This is a genomic window from Phormidium sp. CCY1219 (assembly GCF_035615515.1).
Lineage (GTDB): Bacteria > Cyanobacteriota > Cyanobacteriia > Cyanobacteriales > Laspinemataceae > CCY1219.
In genome coordinates this window covers 36668-58709 of sequence record NZ_JAJENT010000407.1, presented here as the reverse complement: position 1 = coordinate 58709, position 22042 = coordinate 36668, and the positions used below count along the sequence as shown (strand labels likewise).

Below are 22042 nucleotides of genomic sequence, written 5' to 3'. Positions count from 1 at the left end.
GAACTGAGTGTTCTATAGGGAATTGTTCCTTTCGCTTTGAACTTTGGCGCGATTTTCTAGGAACTGTAAGGTGTTGAGCAATCGAAGCGCACACTCGTAAGATTCTTGGGTGAGTTCTTGTTGCTCCTGAGGAGAGTCTGCTACCTCATCGAGGAGTAAGCGCAAGAAACCAATCATCGGGTTGAGACGAGTGCGGATTTCATAGGAGGTGTTCATTAGGGTTTCATTGCGAGCTTTTCTGACTAAATCTTGAGTATCGTCAGAAAATTGCATCTTGTAAAGACGGTAATAGTAGCCATCTTTCTTTAAGAGTTCGTCGTGGGTGCCGAGTTCTACGACTTCTCCTTTTTCGAGTACGGCAATTTTATCGGCGTTTTGAATTGTGGAGAGTCGGTGAGCGATGACTAAGGTGGTGCGATCGCGACTGAGGCGTTCGATCGCCTGTTGTACCAGATGTTCGGAAACCGTATCGAGGGCGCTGGTGGCTTCATCTAAGATTAATATATCGGGATTGTGCAGCAAGGCGCGGGCGATGGCGATGCGCTGTCGTTGTCCGCCGGAAAGTAGAATCCCGCGATCGCCTAATTGGGTCTCGAACCCTTGTGGCAGATCCATGATAAATTCATAGGCATTGGCCAACTTTGCGGCTTCGATGGCATCTTCCTCCGTGGCATCTGGGCGACCGTAGGTAATATTATTGCGTACCGAGTCGTTAAACAAAAAGGTGTCTTGGCTGACAATTCCCATTGCTTGGCGCAGGGATTGCAGGTCGAATTCTCTCAAATCTTTGCCATCGAGGGTGATGCGACCCTGGCTCGGATCGTAAAATCTGGGCAGCAAATCTGCCAGGGTTGATTTTCCCGCACCAGATCCGCCGACTAATGCTAACGTGGTGCCTTTTGGCAACCACAAGTCGATATCTTTCAAGACTAACTCATTCGTGCCCGGATAAGCAAAAGATAGGCGTTCAAAATGAATTCCTTTTTCTAATTTCCGGTAAGGATCCACCCCATTTTTCATAATCGGCTTGTCATCTCGCCGTAAAAATTCGCTGACAATCGTGGTACTCGGAATTGCATTCGCAAACTGACTGCGACTATTATTGAGCTGCCCGAGAATCGGCACGACTCTGGAAAGGACAAACAAATAAGTTAACAGAACGGTGGATAAAGATTCGAGGCGATCGGCAAAAACTAGCCTGCCGAAAAAAATTATCGCCAATATGACGGCGATTCCGCTTAATTCGTTGACAGGACTGATGATGGAATAGTTAATTTGCGATTTCATCTGCGCTTGTTCTCGCCCTTCAATCAGTCTGTAAATTTTTTGGTATTCCTGGTTTTCTTGACTGTTTGATTTAACCAGCCGAATCCCGTTTAACATTTCGATTAAAGAACTGGAATATTCCCGGGATTTCTCGGAAAGGAGCTGTCCGTATTTTTTAGAGCGTCGAATGATAAACTGAGACACGAAGGGCACGATTAATAACAAAACGGTTGAGACTAAAGTCAGCTCCCAAGAGATGAGTAGCAGAATCCCCACAAATATTAAAACGGTGATCGCCTGGGTCACGATCTGACCGCCAAGGCGAATGGCTCCCGCGCAACGATTCACTTCTTGGTTGACGCAGTTTATGATGTCTCCGACTTTGGTTTTCGTGTAAAAATCTATATCTATTTTTAACAGTAAGTCGATGGCGGTGCTGCGAATGTCTTTCACGAGCAACCGCGCCAGATGACCGGAGGCTAAAGAGCTAGCTACTGTTGCCGCATTCTTTAAAATAATTGCCAGGAGCACTAATCCCATCATCAACCACAGACGATACTCTGGATTTACTCCGTCAAAAATTGAGAGTGCTTGACGAATTATCGGGGGTCCTCCCTCAAATTCGACTTCTTGTCCGAGAAAGCCCAATAAAATGGGTACCAGCAGGGTCATGCCGACCCCATTGAACAATGCCCCTGACCAACCGAGTCCGATTGTCAGTACGATCCAAAATGGGCGTTGTTTGGCGTATTCAAGGAGAAACTGAGTGGGAGACATGGAAGAGTTCCTACCAGGTTAGGTTGCGGATGATATAGAAGCGATCGCGGACGGTTGCTAGATTGCTTCATCCGTAATAGTTTACCAGAAAACTGGTGTGGCTGGCTGTGCCACGCCGATCGCCGGGCTTGCTGGCGCATCCGGTTTACTTTTACTGAGTGGCTCGATTTTACCTTAAGGAGAACACCTGAGGTGTTGTTACTTTAACCATTGGCGATTTTGGGTTATCTTTCTTTAGCTGTCACTAGCATTGCCGATGGAATCAAGTGTGATTTGTTATTTTAATACCTGCGAAAGAATCTCGGACATAATCTCTGTCATTTTCTCAAAGCTATAATATTGTACGCATTTTTCCCTGGCTTTTTTTCCTTGCTCTATTGCCGAGTTCCAATGTTGGAAAATCCACTGAATTTTCTGGGCGATTTGCTCGGGACTACTCGGTTCGACGAGATAGCCCCTGTCTCCTAAAATTTCTGGAATGTCTCCGACTCGGGTCGCTAAAATCGGTTTGGCCATTGCCATGCCATCGGTGAGTTTGAGGGGAAATTGAGCCACGGCGGCGGGTTCATCTCGCTGGGGCACGACGACGATATGAGCGGCACTGACCACTTCTGGCATCAATTGAATGGGCATGGCGGGCAGTTTAATTATCCAACGCCCCCAGCGATCGAGCAGTTGATTGTCGTAGTCATCATAGGGACTCCCGCCAATAATCACCAGTCTTAAGTCTGGTTCGTTGAGGCGATCGAGTGCGATTAAAATGTCTTCTACTCCTTTGTAGGGTCTCGGGGCACCAGGAAACATTAAAACTCGATAGTCGGACAGTCCGTAGCGCTTTCGACTTGCGTCGGGATCGTAGGCACTCGGATCGAACAGGGACGTATCTTTTCCATTGGGCAAATAAACGCCGCCAAATCGATTTTGCAAAAATTTATTATGAAGCGTCACCACATCGGCTTTCGATACCCATTTTTCAATCCACTTCAAATAAAGGGGATGATCGGGATATCTCAATTGCCCGTTTTTTTTCAAAATATCCCGTGCGAATTGTTTCGGGTTTGGCGGACGATATCGCCAGCGATCGCCGCCATGCCAGCTCAATTCCCAATCATCGATATCGAGCAGCAAAGGGCGCTGGGTTCTAAACTTTTCGAGAAGTCCCAGCCCAAAACTGCTGGGTCTCAGTTTGTAGGCATAAATAATATCTCCGTTGATGCGATCGCGGAGTTGATTGGCAGCTTTGATAAATCCGGGATAGTTGCTTCCTGGTATCGTCTGAATGGGAATATCGTCAAAATAGGATAGCTCGGCAGTGTCTTTTTGAACGTTAAATCCAAGGATTTCTACGTCACAGTTTAGCCGTTTGAGAACCTGACTCAACAAGAAGGGCCGCACGGCACCGCCGCCCCATCGCCCGACTCCTCCTGTGGATAGATCGCTGACAATGATTGAAATTTTTGTGGGAGAAGTTAACCGTTTATCGTTCACAATTTTTTCCACTGTGTTTTCGCGATCGCCCTGCATTATTCATACTTTTGAAATAGGCTGCCTAACACCTTTTCAATGGCGTTCCAGCTATAGTTTTCGACGCACTTGAGGCGGGCTTTATGTCCGGCTTCTTCGGCTTCTTGTGGATGGTCTAAGACATATTCAATGGCGGTGGCGATCGCTTGCGGATTATCGGGTTCTACGATCCAGCCACATCCTTCCAAAACTTCGGGCAAATCCGAGACGTTTGAGGCAATAATCGGTTTGGCCATTGCCATCGCATCAAAGACCTTAATCGGCATTTGTCCCATTGTAGCGAAATTTTTCTGTTGCGGAATTACCGTGAGGTCGGCGGTGGCTAAAAATTCAGGCACGCGATCGAACGGTTGTAAGCCAAATGCCTGAAAGCGATCGCCAAGTTTTTCTTTCGCTCTCTTGACAAAATTGATAGAGTACCATTCCGCGTCGTTTCCCACTATCGCCAATACCACATCGGTATTCTTCACCAAACTGATTGCTTCAACTAAATCTTCTACTCCTTTATGCTTTCTCGGACTCCCACAAAACATGACGATTTTTTTACCTTCTTCAATTCCCAAATTTTCCCTAGCTTGCTTTTTATCTATTTTCTCCGGATCGAATAAATCCGTATCTTCCGCATGGCGCACCACTTCCCCGCCAAACTTTTGTTGTAAAAACCGATTGGACAAGGTGATGTCATTCGCCCATCCCGTTAGCTGTTCGCCTATCCAGTTATTCCAATAAGAAGTGGTGGTATGCGGCTGACGCGCTGATTTTTTTAAATCGTCAATTTTTTGCCCCAATGTCTTTTTTCGATAGGCTTCTTTCCGAAACCCCATTTGCCAATCATCGATATCCAAAATCACTGGTTTTTTCTCAACTGCTCTCACCCATAAACCAATACCAAAACTGGTTAACAGGGGTTTGCTTGCATACACCACATCCCCTTCTATTTTTTCGGCTACTTGTTTTAATTTTTGCGAAAGTTTAACCCCTTCTTTGAGCGTTATCCCTCTACAATCCACCCCTTTATAGTTCATATGTGAATCGCTCGCTACTGGCGTCCAAATTCCTTCCCCTAGTAGCGGCCCCACCATTTCTACTTCATATCTTCTTTGCAAGATTTTGGCAAATAAATAGCCTCGGCTCATGCAGTTGCCATAAGCGCAGGATAGATCGGGAATTACCACCGATATTTTCATAGTTCAATATACCTACAATTTCCTTATTTACTATAGTGAACTCTTTGGATGTAACTCATGGTAGCCACTCTCTCCGGTCATGCCAACCAGATCCTCTTTACCCTAAAGCGGGAATCAGATGCTCTTTTTCCGGGCAGGAGTTAGACTAGCTATCTGAGGGGGTTTTGTTCGCATTTTTCCTACTTTTAATAGCCTGATGAGTTGATTCCGATATTTTACCATACCATTCTTTTTCTCCAACGCTCCTCATCTATAATTTCCTTCAAGCACTTGTTGCAACCAAATTTCCACGGTGAATATTCGGCACAGTTTGTCCGACATATCCTCTCCTTGTAAATGGTGCTTCCAAAGCTTTACAATCTCTGGTTTCGATACATATTCCGCGTATAGAGCTGATGGATTGTTCAGCACTTCCTCAAATAAAGATAGGGAAGGCTCTTGGCGGAGCCAGTTTTGATGATCTGCATAATCGTTTGCGGTATAGCCCCCTTTTGACAAAGATTTTGATTCGATGTTCATTCCCAACCGCTTTAGTTTGTTATTCAATTTATTCTGAAACCGTTTTGAAGCCTCTGCTATTTTTCTTCCGAGGTCAGGTGGACCGATGGGAACGCCGGTGGTTTGCCAAGGTATTTTTTTGTAAAACCCTGGGAAAAATTCCAGCAGCATTATTTCATACAGTCGATTGTTCTGTTTCGTCTCATTGGGAACGGCATAAATCAATTCTTGAATAGAATTTGCTACAAATGGAAACCGATTTTCTATTCCTAGAAATTGATTCAGCTTAGCTGCTCTTATTCCAAAACTTCGATTGCGATTATCTAAGCATAAAATATGCGGATTTTTATCGATACTATTAAAATATTCACAGTAGCGTTCGATAAGCGCCTTGTTACTCTCGCCAATAATAAAGTAGTTTATTCCCAGTCTTTTTTCTAGATATTTTTTGACAAAATCCTCTGGTTTAAATAACAGGTCTCCGCCAATTACACCCCCTGCTCCCATGCCATGCAAGTTAAAATCAAACCATTGATTTTCTTGAATCGTTTGAAAAACGCTGATAAATTGTAGCTGTCTGACACTACACTCTCCATCGGTCCACCATATCCCCTTGGTGCAGTCAGTCAACCAATTCTGTGCATTAATTTCAATGGGATGAAATTTCGCACCTTTAACTTTTGCAACTCGCTGAGCAATTCTAAGGTCATCGCAACCTTTTTTGCCAAAACTTACCGCATGAATGGGGTTGAATCCCGCTGGCATTGCTGCTAAAATCGCTCGGGAGCTAGACCCCCACTCAAGGTTAATCCCACTGACTCAGCTTCAGCACTGCGACGCTCCACAGAGTCTATAAACAAGCGCCCTAATTCTGCTGCTATTTCTCGTTCATCAATTTTGCCGGTCACGGGTTCTATTTCATCCCACCACCAGTATCGCTGCTTGGAGATTGATTTTTCCCGAATATCCCACGTCAAGACTGTGGCAGCAGGCAGCAGTTCTACTCCTTCAAACCAGGTACGATCGCCGATGAAATAGCGAATAGCAAGAAACTCCTCTAGAGCCAACCGATCGATCTTTGGGGTAAAGTCGGGTAGAGCTAACATCACCTTTAGCTCAGAACTCCATACTAGGCAGCCTTTGTAAATCGTCCAGTACAGGTGCCTCCATCCGTATCTATCCGAGATCAAGTGCATTTTTTGGCCTTTGGAGTCGTAAATCACTGCTGCATAAATCCCCTCTATCTTTTTGAGGAATGAAAAGTTGTCACTTTCACTATAGAGCGCTCGCAAAATTTCTAGATCGCTGCTCGGTTTATTCTCGGCTTTTTTTCTGATTTCTGTTTGATTGTAAAATTCCCCTTCTAGCCAAATGTATATCCCATCTTTCCGATGAGGTTGTAAATCTTTTTGTAAAACATTAATATGAACCCTCGTTCCGGCGACATTCTCATCAACAAACAATTCCTCTTGTTTCCAAAAATTTTGATGAGTGAGTAGTTCTTGCATCCTTTTAAGTATCTGCCCTGCTTCAGATAAATATTCATTTTTTGTAAACCCGGCAACTCCTGGCATTCTGCGAGCCTCCTTTTTCAGTTTTTCCCTGCCAATTTTTGATGGTAAAAACGAGTTTTTCTTCAATCAATCTATCATTTCTATGCTCCTCAACGCAATTCCCTTCTGGAATCTGGTCGGCTCCTCAAGAGCTTTTATCCCTCCGTTTCATTGCAGCGTTCTTCCCTCTTTTGCCCCTTCTCTTCTATCATTTTACACTGCTCTAGGTTCCTGCCAATCACCGGATATTTGCGGATTCTGCTTGGTTCTGAGCTAACATCACTGACTCCTTCGGTTTGGGTTGGCACTGCAGGGGTTAAGATCGATTTGGCTCAGTTTTTTCCATGACGCTTTTGGTGCCACTGCCAAGCATGAGAGATGATATCTTTTAACTCAGAATATTCTGGATTCCACCCCAATATTTTGCGGGCTTTTTCGCTACTTCCCACTAACATTGGTGGGTCTCCAGGACGCCGATCGCTCACTTCTTTGTTAATCTCCTGCCCCACCACCTTTTCGGCAGTTGCTATCACCTCTTTCACGGAAAATCCGCTGCCGTTACCTAAATTCAAAAACTCCGTTTTCCCACCCTCCAACAAATATTCTAGACCCAAAATATGCGCTGAGGCTAAATCGTTCACGTGGATGTAGTCGCGAACGCAAGAACCGTCTGGGGTGGGATAATCGGTGCCGAATATGTAAATCGTATCCCGTTTTCCTAATGCCGTATGCAGCACTAGGGGAATCAAATGGGTCTCTGGATCGTGGTCTTCTCCGAGCATTCCACTGGGGTCGGCACCGGCTGCGTTAAAATAGCGGAAGCTCACGGATTTTAACCCATAGGCGGTATCGAAGTCTGCCAGCATCCGTTCCACCATTAATTTGGTCGCGCCATAGGGATTAATCGGATTTTGCGGATGTTCTTCAGTTAAGGGAATTTTTTCCGGCATTCCATAGGTGGCGCAGGTGGAAGAAAAGACCAATTTGTTCACCGAAGCCTCTACCATTGCTTCTAATAAACTCAGGGTGCCGCTGACGTTGTTGCGATAGTATTTCGCCGGATTGGTGACGGATTCTCCCACATAAGCATAAGCCGAAAAGTGCATGACGGCGGCAATGTCGTGGGTGGCAAAAAGGTTTTTCAAGAGTTCGCGATCGCTAATATCTCCTTCTATCAGCTCTACCTTTAAAACCTCTTCTACAATATCTCGATGGCCATACACTAAATTATCTAAAATAACCACCTGGTACCCGGCGCGTTTCAGTGCCAGCACTGCATGGGAGCCAATATATCCTGCTCCCCCCGTCACTAAAATCGTTGGTTTTCCCTCGCTCACCGTTTTATCCTTCCGTTTCTTAACTTTTTTCTTTGGTTCTAACTGTTCGCTGCCCTGGGGAGTTCGCCTTTAAATGGCTCTTTTCCCACCTCGAAGGTTTTATTCTAGACTATCTTAACCCGCCCTGCTTGGATCGAGTCAAAAATTCGGTTCATGTGACGTCGGTCTTCATCGGTAATCTGCTTCCCGGAGAGCATGGCAGTGGCAAGCTGGATATGCTCCTTCCGGCTAATTTCGCGGTTTTCCAATATCCGCTCGATGAGTTGATGAATGGTAAAGGTGGGTTTATTTGAGGTTGCGCGAGCCATAAAGTTTCATGTTTGGTCTCCTTTTCAATTCTATCCAGATGGGCTTGGCTTTAATTCTATCCTTAGTTCAATGGCAATTAAGTAAATTTTTGCTAAAAATATTATAAAGAGTTAATAAATTTTTGGCCAGGGTGTTCGGCTGGCAAAGCCAAGTCCCACTCAGCCATCGCAGGTATTTTACTACTACAGGAGGTTTTTAATGCAGGTTTATCGTTTACCCGCCCTTTCTGACAACTATATCTTTTTACTGCACGACCCAGAGCAAAATGTGGCGGCAGTGGTGGATCCGGCTGAGGCGGATCCGGTGCTGCGGCAATTGGACGCCCTCGGCGCTCAGTTGACGGTGATTTTCAACACCCACCATCATATGGACCATGTGGGGGGCAACCGCAAGCTGATAGAGCGCTTCCCGGATGCGATCGTCTACGGCGGCGAGGACGATCGCGGGCGGATCCCGGGTCAGCAGATTTTTTTGCGGGAGGGCGATCGCGTGGAGTTCGCCGATCGCGCCGGAGAGGTGTTCTTCGTTCCCGGGCATACCCGCGCCCATATCGCGTATTATTTCCCCCCCGCCGAAGGTGAAGAGATGGGCGATTTGTTCTGTGGCGACACTTTATTCGCCGGGGGGTGCGGTCGGTTGTTTGAAGGCACGCCGGCTCAAATGGTATCCTCTCTAACGAAGTTTCGCAAGTTACCGGATAATACCCGCATCTGGTGCGCCCACGAGTACACCCTGAAAAATCTCAAGTTTGCCTTGACGGTGGATGGGGAAAACCTCGATTTGCAACAACGCTTTGAGCAGGTGTTGGCGGCGCGGGAACGAAACGAGGCAACGGTGCCTTCTACACTCGGTGTGGAAAAACGCACCAATCCGTTTTTGCGCTGGGAGGTTCCGGCCCTCCAGAAGGCGGTGAAGAGTCAGGATCCGGTGGAAACGTTCGCCCGGGTGCGAAGTCGCAAGGATAATTTTTAAGCCTCCCTCACCGAACCCCCTCCCTAGGGGCAATCACCCAGGCATCGCTGCGGTTTTCTCGCCAAGGAGAAATCGCAGCGATCGCTTTTTTTCCTTCGCATCCAGTTGGCAATCTGCGATTATTTCGCTAACCTTGACAATTTACAGTTTTTGTGGTAAAAAAATTAACTTGTGGTGGCAAATTGCTAACTGCATGAAATCAGAGCGGATAAATTCTCGATTGCCGAGCGCGAAAGAGTTATCCCCCCGGAGTGGGGGGAAAAGTGGTGCGATCGCTATCCCACAGTGAAGAAATCATCTTGAGTGATGAGAGTGGCATCTACACCATTGAGAGCGGCTAGCACTTTGTCTCCCATGCTGAGAACCGTGGCGTTATCGCTTTGTGCGATTGCCAGTTGGTCAAAGGTCATACCCTCGCCTAAACCAATTAAATCCACGCCATCTGCAAAGTCAGTAATGACATCGGTGCCCATATCTGCTTGTAAGACAAAGCGATCGCGATCTGCGCCACCGGAGAGGATATCGGCCCCGAAGTCGCCAAATAGCCAATCCTCGCCAGCAGTACCGAACAAGAAGTCATCGTCTTTGCCACCGCGAATCACATCATCCCCTTCACCGCCATTGAGGGTATCATTGCCTTGGTTGCCGTTGAGGAAATCATTCCCTTGCTCACCAAAGATATTGTCATCGCCATTGTCGCCGCGAACTAAATCCGCGCCCAGATTGCCGTTAAGCAGATCGTCATCTTGGCCGCCATGTATAGTATCATCGCCAGCACCACCCTTTACGGTATCGTCGCCTTGATTGCCGTTGAGGAAGTCGTTGCCAGTGCCACCAAGCACAATATCCCGGGCGCGGTTGCCGAACAGAAGGTCATTGCCTTTGCGTCCGAGTAGGGCGTCGTTTTGTTTGCCCGCATGAAGGGTATCGTCTCCGGTCCCGCCATCGAGGAAGTCATTGCCTTGGTTGCCATGTAAGATATCGAACCCTGTGCCGCCGAATAAGTTATCCTCGGCACTCATACCTTTAATAAAGTCATTGCCTGCAAAGCCGTGCAGCGCTTCGGCAACAAAGGTTCCGATGAGGCGATCGCTCTCGAGAGTCCCAGTAAAAGTGCGAGTTACTGCGTTTGGGTTCGGGAAGGGAATATCGCTCTCGCTGACTTCCTCTGGCAGCAGGGGACTCGCGGGAGGTTCAGTGGGTTCGACCTCTGCGGTGGTGGTGAAGTCGAACGCCGTAGATTCGGTATCGGTGGTGTCAGTTACCTCAGCTTCCGTCTCCACTTCATCGGTGTCCGGAAGTGGGGGCAGGGAGGAAATGCCCTCTGGTTCTGTTGCAGGTATGGCGGGTTCGGTGTCGTTATCCACAATAGTGAGAGACGCAGTGGTAGAGGTTCCCAGTTCGTAGCCAGATCCGCTTTCCAGAGTAACTTCTACTGTTTCGTCCGCATCGACAATGCGATCGTCAATCGGCACCACATTCAGATTGACGCTGGTTTGTCCGGCGGCAATAAAAATCTCACTTTTTAGGGGATTGTAATCTTCCCCTTCAGTGGCACTGCCACCCACACTGTAATTCACCGTCAGACCTCCCACAGGTGCCGGGTTGCTTAACGTGAGTTCAAACGTTCCCGTGGTGGAATTTTTCTCGGTAGCATCTGTCACCGACTCGATGCTGACGGCGGTTAAGTCATTGTCTGCAACGGTGGCGCGGATATCGCCTACGCCGATTTCGTTGTAGTCGGTGTCGTCGCTGGTTACGGTGTGACTGATGGTGCTAGTGAGCTTGTCTTCGACTGCCTCATCGTCAACGGCGTTAACGGTGACGGTTTGGGGAGTATCCCAGTTGTCTGGGGTGAATGTGAGGGAGTCAGTGGCTTGAATTTGCTCATCAGTTTCGATGTCAATGGTGACATCGGCGGTGGGACGAGTGGTGAGTTCCACTTCGTAGGTATCCGGTTCGCCGCCTTCGGTGACGAAGGTGTTGCCCTCACTTTGGTCGATGAGGACGTTGGGACTGTCTTTGTCCACATTGACAATCGTGACATCGCTAGGGTCGAGTCCATCGTAGTTGGAGTCGGCGCTGCTGACAAGGGTTTCGATTTGATATTCGGTATTGCCGTCAGCAACGGCATCGTCAATGCCAGTTACGGTGACGGTTTGGGGTTGGTTCCAGTTGTCTGGGGTGAAGGTGAGGGAATTGGTAGAGAGGGTACCTTCGCTGGGTTCGGTGTTGGTGAGTTCGACGGTGACATCGGCAGTGGGTTGAGTGTCGAGAACGAAATCGAAGGTAGCAGTGGTGCCGTTTTCGTTGGTGTCGCCACTGGTGGGGGAGACGGTGACTCCGGCGGTATCGTTGTCGATGATGGTGAGGGTGGTAGTGGTGGAGTCACCGAGTTGGTAATTTTCTCCTGTCTGTAGGGTGAGTTCTACCGTTTCATCCCCCTCGGCGATCGCATCGTCAAAGGGAACCACGTCGATGGTGGCGGAGGTTTCACCGCCTTCTACAAAGATGCTACCAGAGAGTGCCTCGTAATCTTCCCCTTCGGTGGCAGTTCCGGCGACGCTGTAGTTGACCGTAACTCCGCCAGTGGGGGCTGGTTCTGTGAGATTGAGTTGGAATTGTCCTGCAGTGGGGCCGCTTTCACTGGGGTTATCGAGAGATTCGATGCGAACCGTAGTCGGTGGAACGGTTAGCTCGAAACTCTCGACAGTCCCAATGTTAAAAGAATCGGTTGCAGTAATTTCAATGGCGATTGTGCCTCGATTATCCTCAGTGGGAGTCCCGCTAAAGGTGCGGGTAGCGGGGTCGAAGTTTAACCAATCAGGTAGAGGATCGCCATTTGCCAAACTTGCGGTATAAGTCAGGCGATCGCCTGGATCGGGATCGACAAAGGTATTGGCAGGAAACGGGAAGTTAAAGGATTCCCCTTTAGGAGCAACTTGATTGGGAATGGGATTTTCTAGAGTCGGTATCGTGTTATCATCCCCGCCAATCGTTGCAGTGGGAACGAATCCGGTTACAACTGCGCCAGCAGAAGGATTACTAAGATTAACTCCAAACCGTTCATTTCCCTCTATTTCATTATCACCACTGACATTGATGGTAATTTGCTTTTCAGTTTCTCCATCTGCAAAAGTAACCGTTCCACTGGGTAGCGTTCCCCCAAAATCATTTGCGTCAGCAGGATTGTTGCCATTTCCAACTACTTCATAGCTAACTTCAACTTCACCAGTTGTATTGTCACTACGAGTGACAGTAAATGTGAAAGGTGTTGTACCGCTATCACCTTCTTGTAAGAAACTATCGGTTGCTTCAATGGACAAGAAAGCGGGATTGTCATTGTCTTCAATCAGTGCGGAAACAGTTTTTGTTTCTTCATTATCGTTAAAGGTTGCCCCAGATAGATTAGAGAGTTCTAAAGAAAATTCTTGATTCGGTTCAAAGGTTGTATCTCCAATAATTTCAACTTCGATAGTTGCGCTAGTCTCACCGCTTGGAATGGTAATCTGCCCTGAAGCGGAATTATAGTCAGAGCCAGCAGTGGCTCTGTCATCTTCTGTGGCATAAGAGACAACCACATCGCTATTTGCTGCACTGGATAAATTGAGGGAAAACTGAGCCAGACTTGTTCCTGCATCCCCTTCAGTCACCGTAATATCTGAAACACTGAGGAAAGGTACAGAGTCTAGAGTCTGAGTGCTAATCCGTTGGTCACTGAACTGAATATATTCAACGTTAGTTAGAGTATCTTTCCCCGTGCTGCTGTTAACGAGGATAACATCCCCAGGCTTTTGAATGGAAGCCTCAGATCGAGCGAAAGGATAAACGACTGTATCTGTTCCTTCCCCTCCATCAACGCGATCGTCACCTGGACTGTCATCGGGATGAATGGTATCATTTCCACCACTGGCTGAGATTCGGTCATTGCCTAACCCACCACGAATAGTGTTGTTTAGATAGTTCCCAATGATAGTATCGTTACCATCTCCAGCATCGACATCCGTATCTAATGCACCTAAAGTAATACGATCGTCGCCACTGGTGGCTGTTCCTGTGCCTTGACCACTGGTAACTGTGAAGTCAATGGTGCTTGTTTGACCACTAGATAAGATGACTTCGGCAGTTACTTGATTTTCTGTACTATCAGAGGTATCTAAACCACTCAAAGTGCCACTAAAAGTCTGTCCGAGGGCAGCATCTTGAAAGTCACTGGGGAGAATGGTTTCAACAACTGTGCCATCTAAGAGAATATTTACCTCGGAAATGTTACTTACAGAAAAGCCAGATTGGGCAAATTCGTCTGCTAGGTCTGCTGATGTTGTTCTTTCAACTGGGTCATCTCCTGAGTCAATTTCATTGAGAAGATTTAAGTCTGCTCCGCCAATTCCAAAGGCACGAACTTCTGCTACATCTTGCAGTGCATCTGCTTCGGGTCGGAAGTTCCCACCGACATTAGGTGCTCCATCGGAGAGGAAATAAGCAATGTTCTCTGCGCCAGTGGATAAGCCAGAAAAGAATTCATTGGCTTTATTCAGAGCAGCATTGTAGTTAGTTGAACCAAAAGCACTCAGGCTTTGAATTTCATTAATGGCATCATTTGGACTTAATGGATCTGTGAGGGTTGCATCATCTGAGAAAGGAATGACTGTAAAGGTACTATTAGCAGCAATACCTTCATTAATGAGGAAGTTGGTTAAATTGGTAAAGGCATCTTGAGCATTATCTAAGGCGGTACCGGATACACTTCCTGATGTATCAATGATGTAGGCAAAGTTAAATTGACCCAGCACATCTTGCCCCGCCGAGGAAAGAGTAACGGTGTAGTCAACTTCGCCATCGGTAGTGTAGGTGGGAAGCTCTAGTGAAGCGACACCGATTTGGTTTCCATTTTGGGTTAGGTCAGTTTCTTTGATTGTTTCTGGTCCATCACCATAAGGAATTTGATAATTTAATTCTATCGTGGGATTACCATTGTCTGTATCTGCCAGATCAATGGGTCGATCGAATAACTCTATGAAGGCTAGTTCTGCCCCACCTTCAGGAAATGTTTTAGAAATGAAAGGGCCAACATCTTGTGATACTATTTCGGGGATACTGAAGGTAAATCCAAGAGCATTAACATCAAATTGGAGATTAGGGGAAAGTCCAGAAACTATATTGATTTCACCCTCGAGTTTATACTCCGCATCAATTTCAAGAACATCCGATTGTTCTGAAGGAGCGGTAAAGTTAAACGATTCTCCTAAAGATTGAGTTATTGATGGCCCATCATTTAAGGACATTGTAACTTCTATATCTTCAGGATTAAACTCAAACTCTTGCTTAATAGGAAGAGTAAAGCGGGGGCCAGCACTTAAAGCCGTCCATTCAGCAGTCAAGAAATTACTAACAGGTGAAGGCAAGGGCAATTCACCACTCACAGGTGGTAGCTGAGGGATCGCTGTTGATGCTAATGTTGCCAAGTCTGCGAATATATCAAGAATTGGAGAACTTTCTGCACTAGCACTTAATGATGGGAATATACCAACATTCCCAAACCCATTTAAAGAATTATTTCCTTCACCTACACTTTGCGGTAAGGCAACACCCATTTCGAGGAAACTGAGATCGAGTCTATCTGTAAGATTTCCTTGATTATTACCACTACCAGAGCCACTACCAGAGCCACTATTAGAGCCACTACCAGAGCCACTACCAGAGCCACTATTAGAGCCACTACCAGAGCCACCGCTATTATTAAGTATGTCTTGAATTGTAAAACTAATTCCTCTGCTAGGGCTGGCACTACCCAAAGGTATTGTAAGTTTATTTGAATTAAAAACTACGTCGCCAATCTCAACTGGTCCACCACTGAAAGGAGCAGGATTATCGAATGAAGCATTTTTGATACCATACTCTCTCAATTCAACAACTAAATCGATGCCTATTTCTGGCAGATCCAATCCCGTTCCTTTAATATTAGCTGATGGATTAACTCTAAAATTAGATAATGTATTAATCGAAAAGTTACTACTAGGAGTAATTTCGGTCGGTAGTTCTACAGAAATATCAGTTGGGTAAAGTAACTCTTCTACCCTTCCAAGACCTCCTAAATTTATAAAAGGCACTAGCCCAAACGAACCATCAAACACCCAATCAAATTCTGCATATTGCGTACCTGTAACAGGAACTTTACCTACAAAGTTGCCAGATTCGTTAAAATCGGCTATGGCGAAATCTGGTCTATATTCTTTGGCATCAAATAATGGAACAATATCAGATGCAGTAAAGCCTAGAACTTGATCTATAGTCTCAACCTGCTCGATCGCAACTTCTTTCCCATCCAACAAAACCGTCGCCGTATCATCCTCAGCCTTCAACTGCGCCACATCTGACGAACCCAACTCATTCCCTCGCACAACTTCAGCAAAAATCGCCCCTTCATCCCCAGGCGCATCCCCAGGAGTCAGCAACGAATCCACATAATGACCATATTCTTCGAGAAATACCCGCGCCACCTGTTCAACAGACTCACTCAGCAACTCCTGCGCCAGATAAATCGTATTCGTTGCAGTAGCAAACGCGCCTCTCGCGCCATTAATCTCAGCAGCAGGGCGCACCTCTATCTCCGGCAAAGCCCCCAAACTGCCTCCTGCCCAAACATCCTGTAAATCCGCAATCTCAATCCCTTCGCCAAACGCAAGTTGCATCCATCCCGTGAAATTCGGGTCGCCTGCGAAGGTTTGCAATCTCTCCCGAACCACTTGCAACGCCGGTTGCAGCGCCGGATCTGCCGACAGTTCCTTGAAGAAAAGGCCGTTGGTTGCTTCAATTCGGTTATCCGTCATCACTATTCCTCGGTTGTCTACTGTGATTTCGCCGATCGCTGGCGCTGGAAATCATGGGAAGCAATGCTGTGTTTTTCACTGTCACTACCCGATGACTCTGCCATCCGTGCATCTTCTGCGTGGGCACACTTGCTGGAAGCATTGCTCTGCCAGAAGGAAGATGGCGGTGATGCTGGCGGGGATATGCGCCTGGGGAACTCTCCCTAACTACTGGGATGCGCCATTGCTTGCATTGCACCTACACATGACGCTTGTTCTTCTTTTATGATTCCACCTTACTCTCGCTTCGCTCTGTTCTCGCTCTATCGCTGGTTAGAAACACCCCACCTCTTTCTCTATCTATCGGAAGGTGCGATCGCATTTCCCGTTACCGATTTTCACCCTCATGTCTCGCGCCCTACATCGGCGGTAAGTACCTGACAGTGCCTTTTTCCGCCGTTAGGGCGGATGGTTCATTTTTGGGAAAACGATACAGCCGACTATTTTGCGCGCTCTTTGAATTGCTTTTTTGACAAGCCACGGTGACTACCACTTTTGCCATGAAAAAGCGATCGCATGACTGCGATCGCCCTGCCAAAAAATAGGGACAGAAAATCTGCCCCCAAAGTACCGTTCCTATCCCACAGTGAAGAAATCATCCTGTGCGATAAGACTGGCATCCACACCGTTGAGGGTGGCTAGCACTTCATCTCCCATGCTGATGACCGTGGTCGATCCGCTTGTGCGATGGATGGCCAGTTGGTCAAAGGTCAGACCCTCGGCCAAACCAATTAAATCCACACCATCTGCAAAGTCGGTAATCACATCGGTGCCCATATCTTCTTGTAAGACAAAGCGATCGCGATCTGCGCCACCGGCAAGCAAATCGTCACCCATTTCGCCAAATAGCCAGTCTTCGCCAGCGGTGCCGAACAAGAAGTCATCGGCTTTGCCACCGCGAATCACATCATCTCCTTCGCCGCCATTGAGGATGTCGCTGCCGCGATTGCCGTTAACGAAATCGTTGCCTTGCTCGCCAAAGATATTATCATCCCCATCGTCGCCGCTGACCTCATCCGCGCCGAGGTTGCCGTTGAGCAGGTCGCGGTCTTTGCCGCCATGTATGACATCATCGCCGTCGCCGCCTTCCACGGTATCGTCGCCTTGATTGCCGTTGAGGAAGTCGTTACCAGGTCCACCGAAGGCGATGTCGCGCGCTTTGTTCCCGAAAATGCGATCGCGCCCTTCGGCTCCAACTACGGCATCATTATCCTGACCGGCATGGAGGGTATCGTCTCCAATGCCGCCATCGAGGAAGTCGTGACCGGAGTTGCCATGTAAGACGTCATTGCCTACATTGCCGATGAGGTGGTCATTCTCACCGCTGCCTAACAGCATATCGCTGCCGGCAAAACCGTTGATGGCTTCGGCTACAGGGGTTCCCAAAAGGCGATCGCTCTCCTGTGTGCCATTCATCGTGCGAGCGACGGAATGCGGGTTGGGGAAGGGGAGATTTTCTGGCGGAAGTTCCTCTGATGCCGCCCTCGTGACGGGGACAGTGAGTTCGGGAATGTCAGGGTCAGTAAGTGTGGGGAGGGTGGATTCGCTGTCGGTGGATTCGGTATCGGTAGTGTCTGTAGCTGCATCGAGTGGAGGGATGAAAAGCTGGCTGGGGGACGCGATCGCTTCCTCACCAAAGTTAATGCTGACCGGCGCAATGTCTTCGAGTACCGAATCTGTGGCGAGAACACCCAGTCGGACATTCGCGCCGTTAATGTCGTCCCTGTCGGCAACTGTCAGTTCTCCGGTGTTATCGATGGCAATTCCTGGGGTTCCATCACCATCTACGTCGGGGTTGCCAGAGAAAATGGAGAAAGTGAGAGAATCGCCATCGGCATCGCTGGCAGGAACCGTTGCGATCGCATCACCTTCAGCCAGATTGCGATCGGCACTCAAGGAAATACTTTCCACGTTGGGCGGGAATAGATTTTCCAGTTCGGCGTTAGCGATTTGAGTAGCCAGGTTTTCATCTGTGTTATTGTTGACCACTGTCTCTGCTGTGCCGGGATTCTCACCCAAGCTTTGCAACCTATCGGCAACGTTACTTTGAGAAACCTTTTGAATTTTTGTGACTTGTGTGAGGAAGGTTTGGGGGTTGCTGGGTTCTAAATCGTCGATTTGTTCTTGTAGAGCAGCAATAATGGAGGCGACGTCATCAACTACATTACTTTGCTCGCTACTCAGGGAGATACCCGCAGAAGCAGCCGCCTGGTTAATCAGCGTTTCTAGGCTTGATTGTGCGGAAAGGTCAAAGTCAGAATTGTTCAACTGCTGCGACATTGCGTCAAAGACGGCATTTCCTAATTCGGCTAGTGATGCGGAGGACGCACTTTGTAAGAAGTCAGCAATTTGTGTGACGGCATTTTGGACACTTTCCCCACTAGCAAACACAGCAGAAGCAAGGGAATTTCCCTGATTGGCTTCTCGGATGGGAGCGAAGTTGAGGAGGTCGATTTCTTCATCAAGTCCAAAGGTGGTTTTGACCGTGTTTTCTGCCTCACTCAAGTTCTGCCCTCGCTCCATGAGGGAGCTGACTAATGTGGTGAGGGGGGTAATAACTGTGGCGCTAGCAGGGGCAGTCAGTGAGAGTTGAAAAGGTAGCCCGGTGGCAAGGGCGGTAGTTTCTGCGCCACTGTCTAACACTAGGGTTCCCTCACTGGGATCAAGTTCGCCATTTCCGTTGCTATCAAAGGATTGAATTTCGCTGCTGGGAAAGGAAAAGCTGCCATCAGAACCAGTGGTGGTGGAGATTTCATTCTGATTCAGGGTGCGGTCTTGATTTGCATCTAAAAAGACTGTGCCATTGGCGATGAAGCCATCTGCATCCGTAACCGGTTGAGCGTTCTTCCATAATCGGACCATTTCTTGTAGTTTATCCAGTCCAATGGTCTTATTAGTACCAGGAACAGGTTCGCCATTAGACCACAAATCAATGGCCTGTTGAAGCTCCCCAAGCTGGATTGTATTTTCATCCGTACTGTTATCTAGCTGAGCAACTGCCTCTACTACGCTAGTTGAGGAAGATTGATTATCGTCGTTGAGGATTTCTCCAGTGGCAAAGCGCTGTTCAATTGTTGCATTATCGGAGGGATTTGAGAGTCTAAATTGAAAAATATCCCGGTTTTGAGTTGGTCCGTGCTGTTCAATTTCCGGCGTTCGATCTCCGGTTACATTGACGGTAACGTTTTTGCTGCTTTCTCCTGGTGCAAAGGTTACTGTTCCACTGGGGAACATTCCACCAAAGTCATCCGCATTAGCCGAGAGTCTCCCATCAACAACTGCGGTCAATATGGCACCGGAAACTGTATAATCTACCGTCAGTTCTTCGGTGGTATTCCCAGTGCGGGTAACTTCAAAGGTGAAGGGAGTTGTCCCGCTATCTCCTTCTTCTTTGACTGCGTTAATGGCACTAACTGATACAGTAGGGTTGAAAAATTCTTCAAACGCCTCATTAAAGGAGGTTAAAAGTGGGTCTGGGGCTAATTCCTCTGCAAAATCCTGAAAACTATCCGGAAGCTCTTCGGGAATCAAATCCGTAAATTCTTCAGGATTGTTAAGCAGGTCAGAGAATGAAAAATCCCCATCGGCTAAAATACCATCTGGCAATTCTTGAATAAACCCATCGACTAACTCTTGGATCGGCTCTGGAACCAGGGTGCCAAGATTAAGATTATTAATATCTGCTGCGCTTAAGTTCAAAGAATCTGCTATATTGTCTACGCCGTTTTGTAACAATGAAATAGAATCTTCAATTGTCTCAATAGCATTTTCACTTGTCTCAGAATCCGCCAGACTCGCTACTTCCTCGATAAGCTCACCTGAAAGTCCATTATTCAGCTCATCTGGGAGTGTGAAATCTTCAATATCGCTAAGAGAAAAGTCAACATCCGGCAGTAGAGCTTCTCCTAAATCTTTGGTTGCTTCTTGAGCTGATGAAAGAAAATCTTCAGGATTGAAAGAAAAATCATCGATGTCAGGAACTTCTTCAGCTATTTGTGCGATAACTTGATTGGGATTTGCAAAAACATCGTCTGCAATATTATCCAGGTTGGAAAAAACATCCGTGCCGAATTCAATTGCACCAGTAATTGCTTGGATACCCTCAGAGCCTAATTCTGTTAAAGTGTCTTCTAGATCGGAAAGCGAACTCGTGATGGCGGTATAACTGCCTTCTGCGAAATCAAGGGCATCGTCGAGCAATGATTCGGGTACAGGAATATAAGGAGCAGAAATAGGTAAAGTGGAACTAACTGGAATAGTAATAGCCTTGAATCCTGTATCCACAGTTTTACTCAGTGCTTTAGAAAAGATGCTACCTTCAGGACCTATCCCTGTTGGAAATGTTGCTCCTGTTCCTATACCAGCACCCGCGCCTACTGAAGGTGTTGTTGTCCCACTAGCATTAAGTGAAACCTCACCAAGAGCCTTTACAGAGCCTGAAAGACTGACTCCGCTGGGGATACTCAAACCATCGCGCATGAAACCACCGTCACCATCGTCAGCAAGAAGAGCTTCTTCTACAGTTCCATTGCCTGCTACTTTCTTGCCTTCAATGGATGCGCTAAAGTCAAGCGGCACACTTACACCTATACTCAGCGAACCTTCTGCTAAAATGTCTGGGAATATATCCAATACTCCCCTTATATCTGTATCATTGATTGTTTTAATATTCCCGCCGACTGAGAAGAAAGCTGCGGTTCCGCCAACACCAACTTCATTACCAAAGAAGAAGTCTGGAATATCTAGATTTGAAATTAGTGTCTCTGCGTCGCTAATTGCTGTGGCAAGTCCATTTAAAGCATCCTTAACTGGATCGCTTAAGCTTTCCAGCAGATCGAAAGCACCACCAATTATGTCACTGCCGATATCGACACCACCACCAATTATGTCACTGCCGGTATCGATCGCATCATCAACTATGTCACCGCCGGTATCGATCGCATCATCAACTATGCTACTTCCGGTGTTGATAGTATCGTTAACTATGTCGCTGCCGGTATCTATGGTATCGTCAACTATATCGCCTCCGGTATCCACGGCATCATCAACTATGTCACCGCCGATATCCACGGCATCATCAACCGCGTCAGTGCCAGTATCGACGGCATCATCAACTATGTCAGTACCGGTATCCACGGCATCATCAACTATGTCAGTGCCGGTATCCACGGCATCATCAACTGCGTCATCAACCGTGTCATGCAAGAAAGTCTCTAACGCTAGAGTTTTTCCATTAACCTTACTAATTATTGTATCATCAACTTCTTTGAGCCTCGTTAGCTCACTTTTGCTAACTTCCTGACCTAAAGCAAGTTTTGAAAATAACTTTCCCTCATCTCCAGGCGCATCCCCAGGAGTCAGCACCGAGTCCAGATAGTGACCGTATTCCTCCAGAAATACCTGCGCCACCTGCGCAACACTCTCATTTAGCAACTCCTGCGTCAGATAAATCGTATTCGTCGCCGCAGCAAACGCGCCATGTGCGCCATTAATTTCAGCAGCGGGACGCACTTCTATCTCAGGCAAACTGTCCAATTTGCCACTCGCCCAAGTATCTTGCAAATCCGCAATCTCAATACCTTGCCCAAAGGCAAGTTGCATCCATCCCCCGAAATTGGGGTCGCCGGCGAAGGCTTGCAATCTCTCCCGAACGACTTGCAGCGCTGGTCGCAACGCCGGATCTGCCGGCAGTTCCTCTAGGAAAATGCCGTTTGTTGTTTTAACTGGATTATCTGTCATCACTATTCCTC

At 47.3% G+C, this 22042-nt stretch carries 10 protein-coding genes; 1 reads left to right on the top strand and 9 read right to left on the bottom strand.

Going from position 1 to position 22042, the window contains the following annotated elements; all coding sequences use genetic code 11:
- Nucleotides 1-12 precede the first annotated feature (12 nt).
- From LKK83_RS08940 to LKK83_RS08910, 7 genes are all read right to left on the bottom strand, one after another.
- Entirely contained in the window at nucleotides 13-2043 is a 2031-nt protein-coding gene (locus tag LKK83_RS08940) for an ATP-binding cassette domain-containing protein (protein WP_324630730.1), read from the bottom strand.
- Between the two features lie 276 nt (nucleotides 2044-2319).
- Nucleotides 2320-3567, bottom strand: coding sequence for a glycosyltransferase family 4 protein (locus tag LKK83_RS08935; protein WP_324630729.1), 1248 nt, complete (start codon nucleotides 3565-3567; stop codon nucleotides 2320-2322).
- On the bottom strand, nucleotides 3567-4754 hold the full coding sequence (locus LKK83_RS08930) for a glycosyltransferase family 4 protein (protein WP_324630728.1): 1188 nt from the start codon (nucleotides 4752-4754) through the stop codon (nucleotides 3567-3569). The genes LKK83_RS08935 and LKK83_RS08930 overlap by 1 nt, the downstream gene beginning before the upstream one ends.
- Nucleotides 4755-5000: 246 nt before the next feature.
- On the bottom strand, nucleotides 5001-6017 hold the full coding sequence (locus LKK83_RS08925) for a hypothetical protein (protein WP_324630727.1): 1017 nt from the start codon (nucleotides 6015-6017) through the stop codon (nucleotides 5001-5003).
- Nucleotides 6018-6022: 5 nt separating this feature from the next.
- Nucleotides 6023-6892 (bottom strand): hypothetical protein, encoded by an 870-nt coding sequence (locus LKK83_RS08920; protein WP_324630726.1) that lies wholly within the window; start codon nucleotides 6890-6892, stop codon nucleotides 6023-6025.
- 245 nt (nucleotides 6893-7137) lie between these two features.
- Entirely contained in the window at nucleotides 7138-8142 is a 1005-nt protein-coding gene (galE, locus tag LKK83_RS08915; RefSeq protein WP_324630725.1) for a UDP-glucose 4-epimerase GalE, read from the bottom strand.
- Between the two features lie 104 nt (nucleotides 8143-8246).
- Complete coding sequence (locus LKK83_RS08910) at nucleotides 8247-8450, bottom strand: hypothetical protein (RefSeq protein WP_324630724.1); 204 nt, start codon at nucleotides 8448-8450, stop codon at nucleotides 8247-8249.
- Between the two features lie 199 nt (nucleotides 8451-8649).
- Here LKK83_RS08910 and gloB point away from each other — a divergent pair, with 199 nt between their 5' ends.
- Entirely contained in the window at nucleotides 8650-9423 is a 774-nt protein-coding gene (gene gloB / locus LKK83_RS08905; protein ID WP_324630723.1) for a hydroxyacylglutathione hydrolase, read from the top strand.
- Between the two features lie 275 nt (nucleotides 9424-9698).
- Here gloB and LKK83_RS08900 read toward each other — a convergent pair whose 3' ends face one another.
- Together LKK83_RS08900 and LKK83_RS08895 are read right to left on the bottom strand one after the other, a co-directional pair.
- Entirely contained in the window at nucleotides 9699-16253 is a 6555-nt protein-coding gene (locus LKK83_RS08900; protein ID WP_324630722.1) for a Calx-beta domain-containing protein, read from the bottom strand.
- A gap of 615 nt (nucleotides 16254-16868) precedes the next feature.
- Nucleotides 16869-22031: a hypothetical protein gene (locus tag LKK83_RS08895; RefSeq protein WP_324630721.1), complete on the bottom strand. Its 5163-nt coding sequence runs from the start codon at nucleotides 22029-22031 to the stop codon at nucleotides 16869-16871.
- Between the last annotated feature and the right edge of the window lie 11 nt (nucleotides 22032-22042).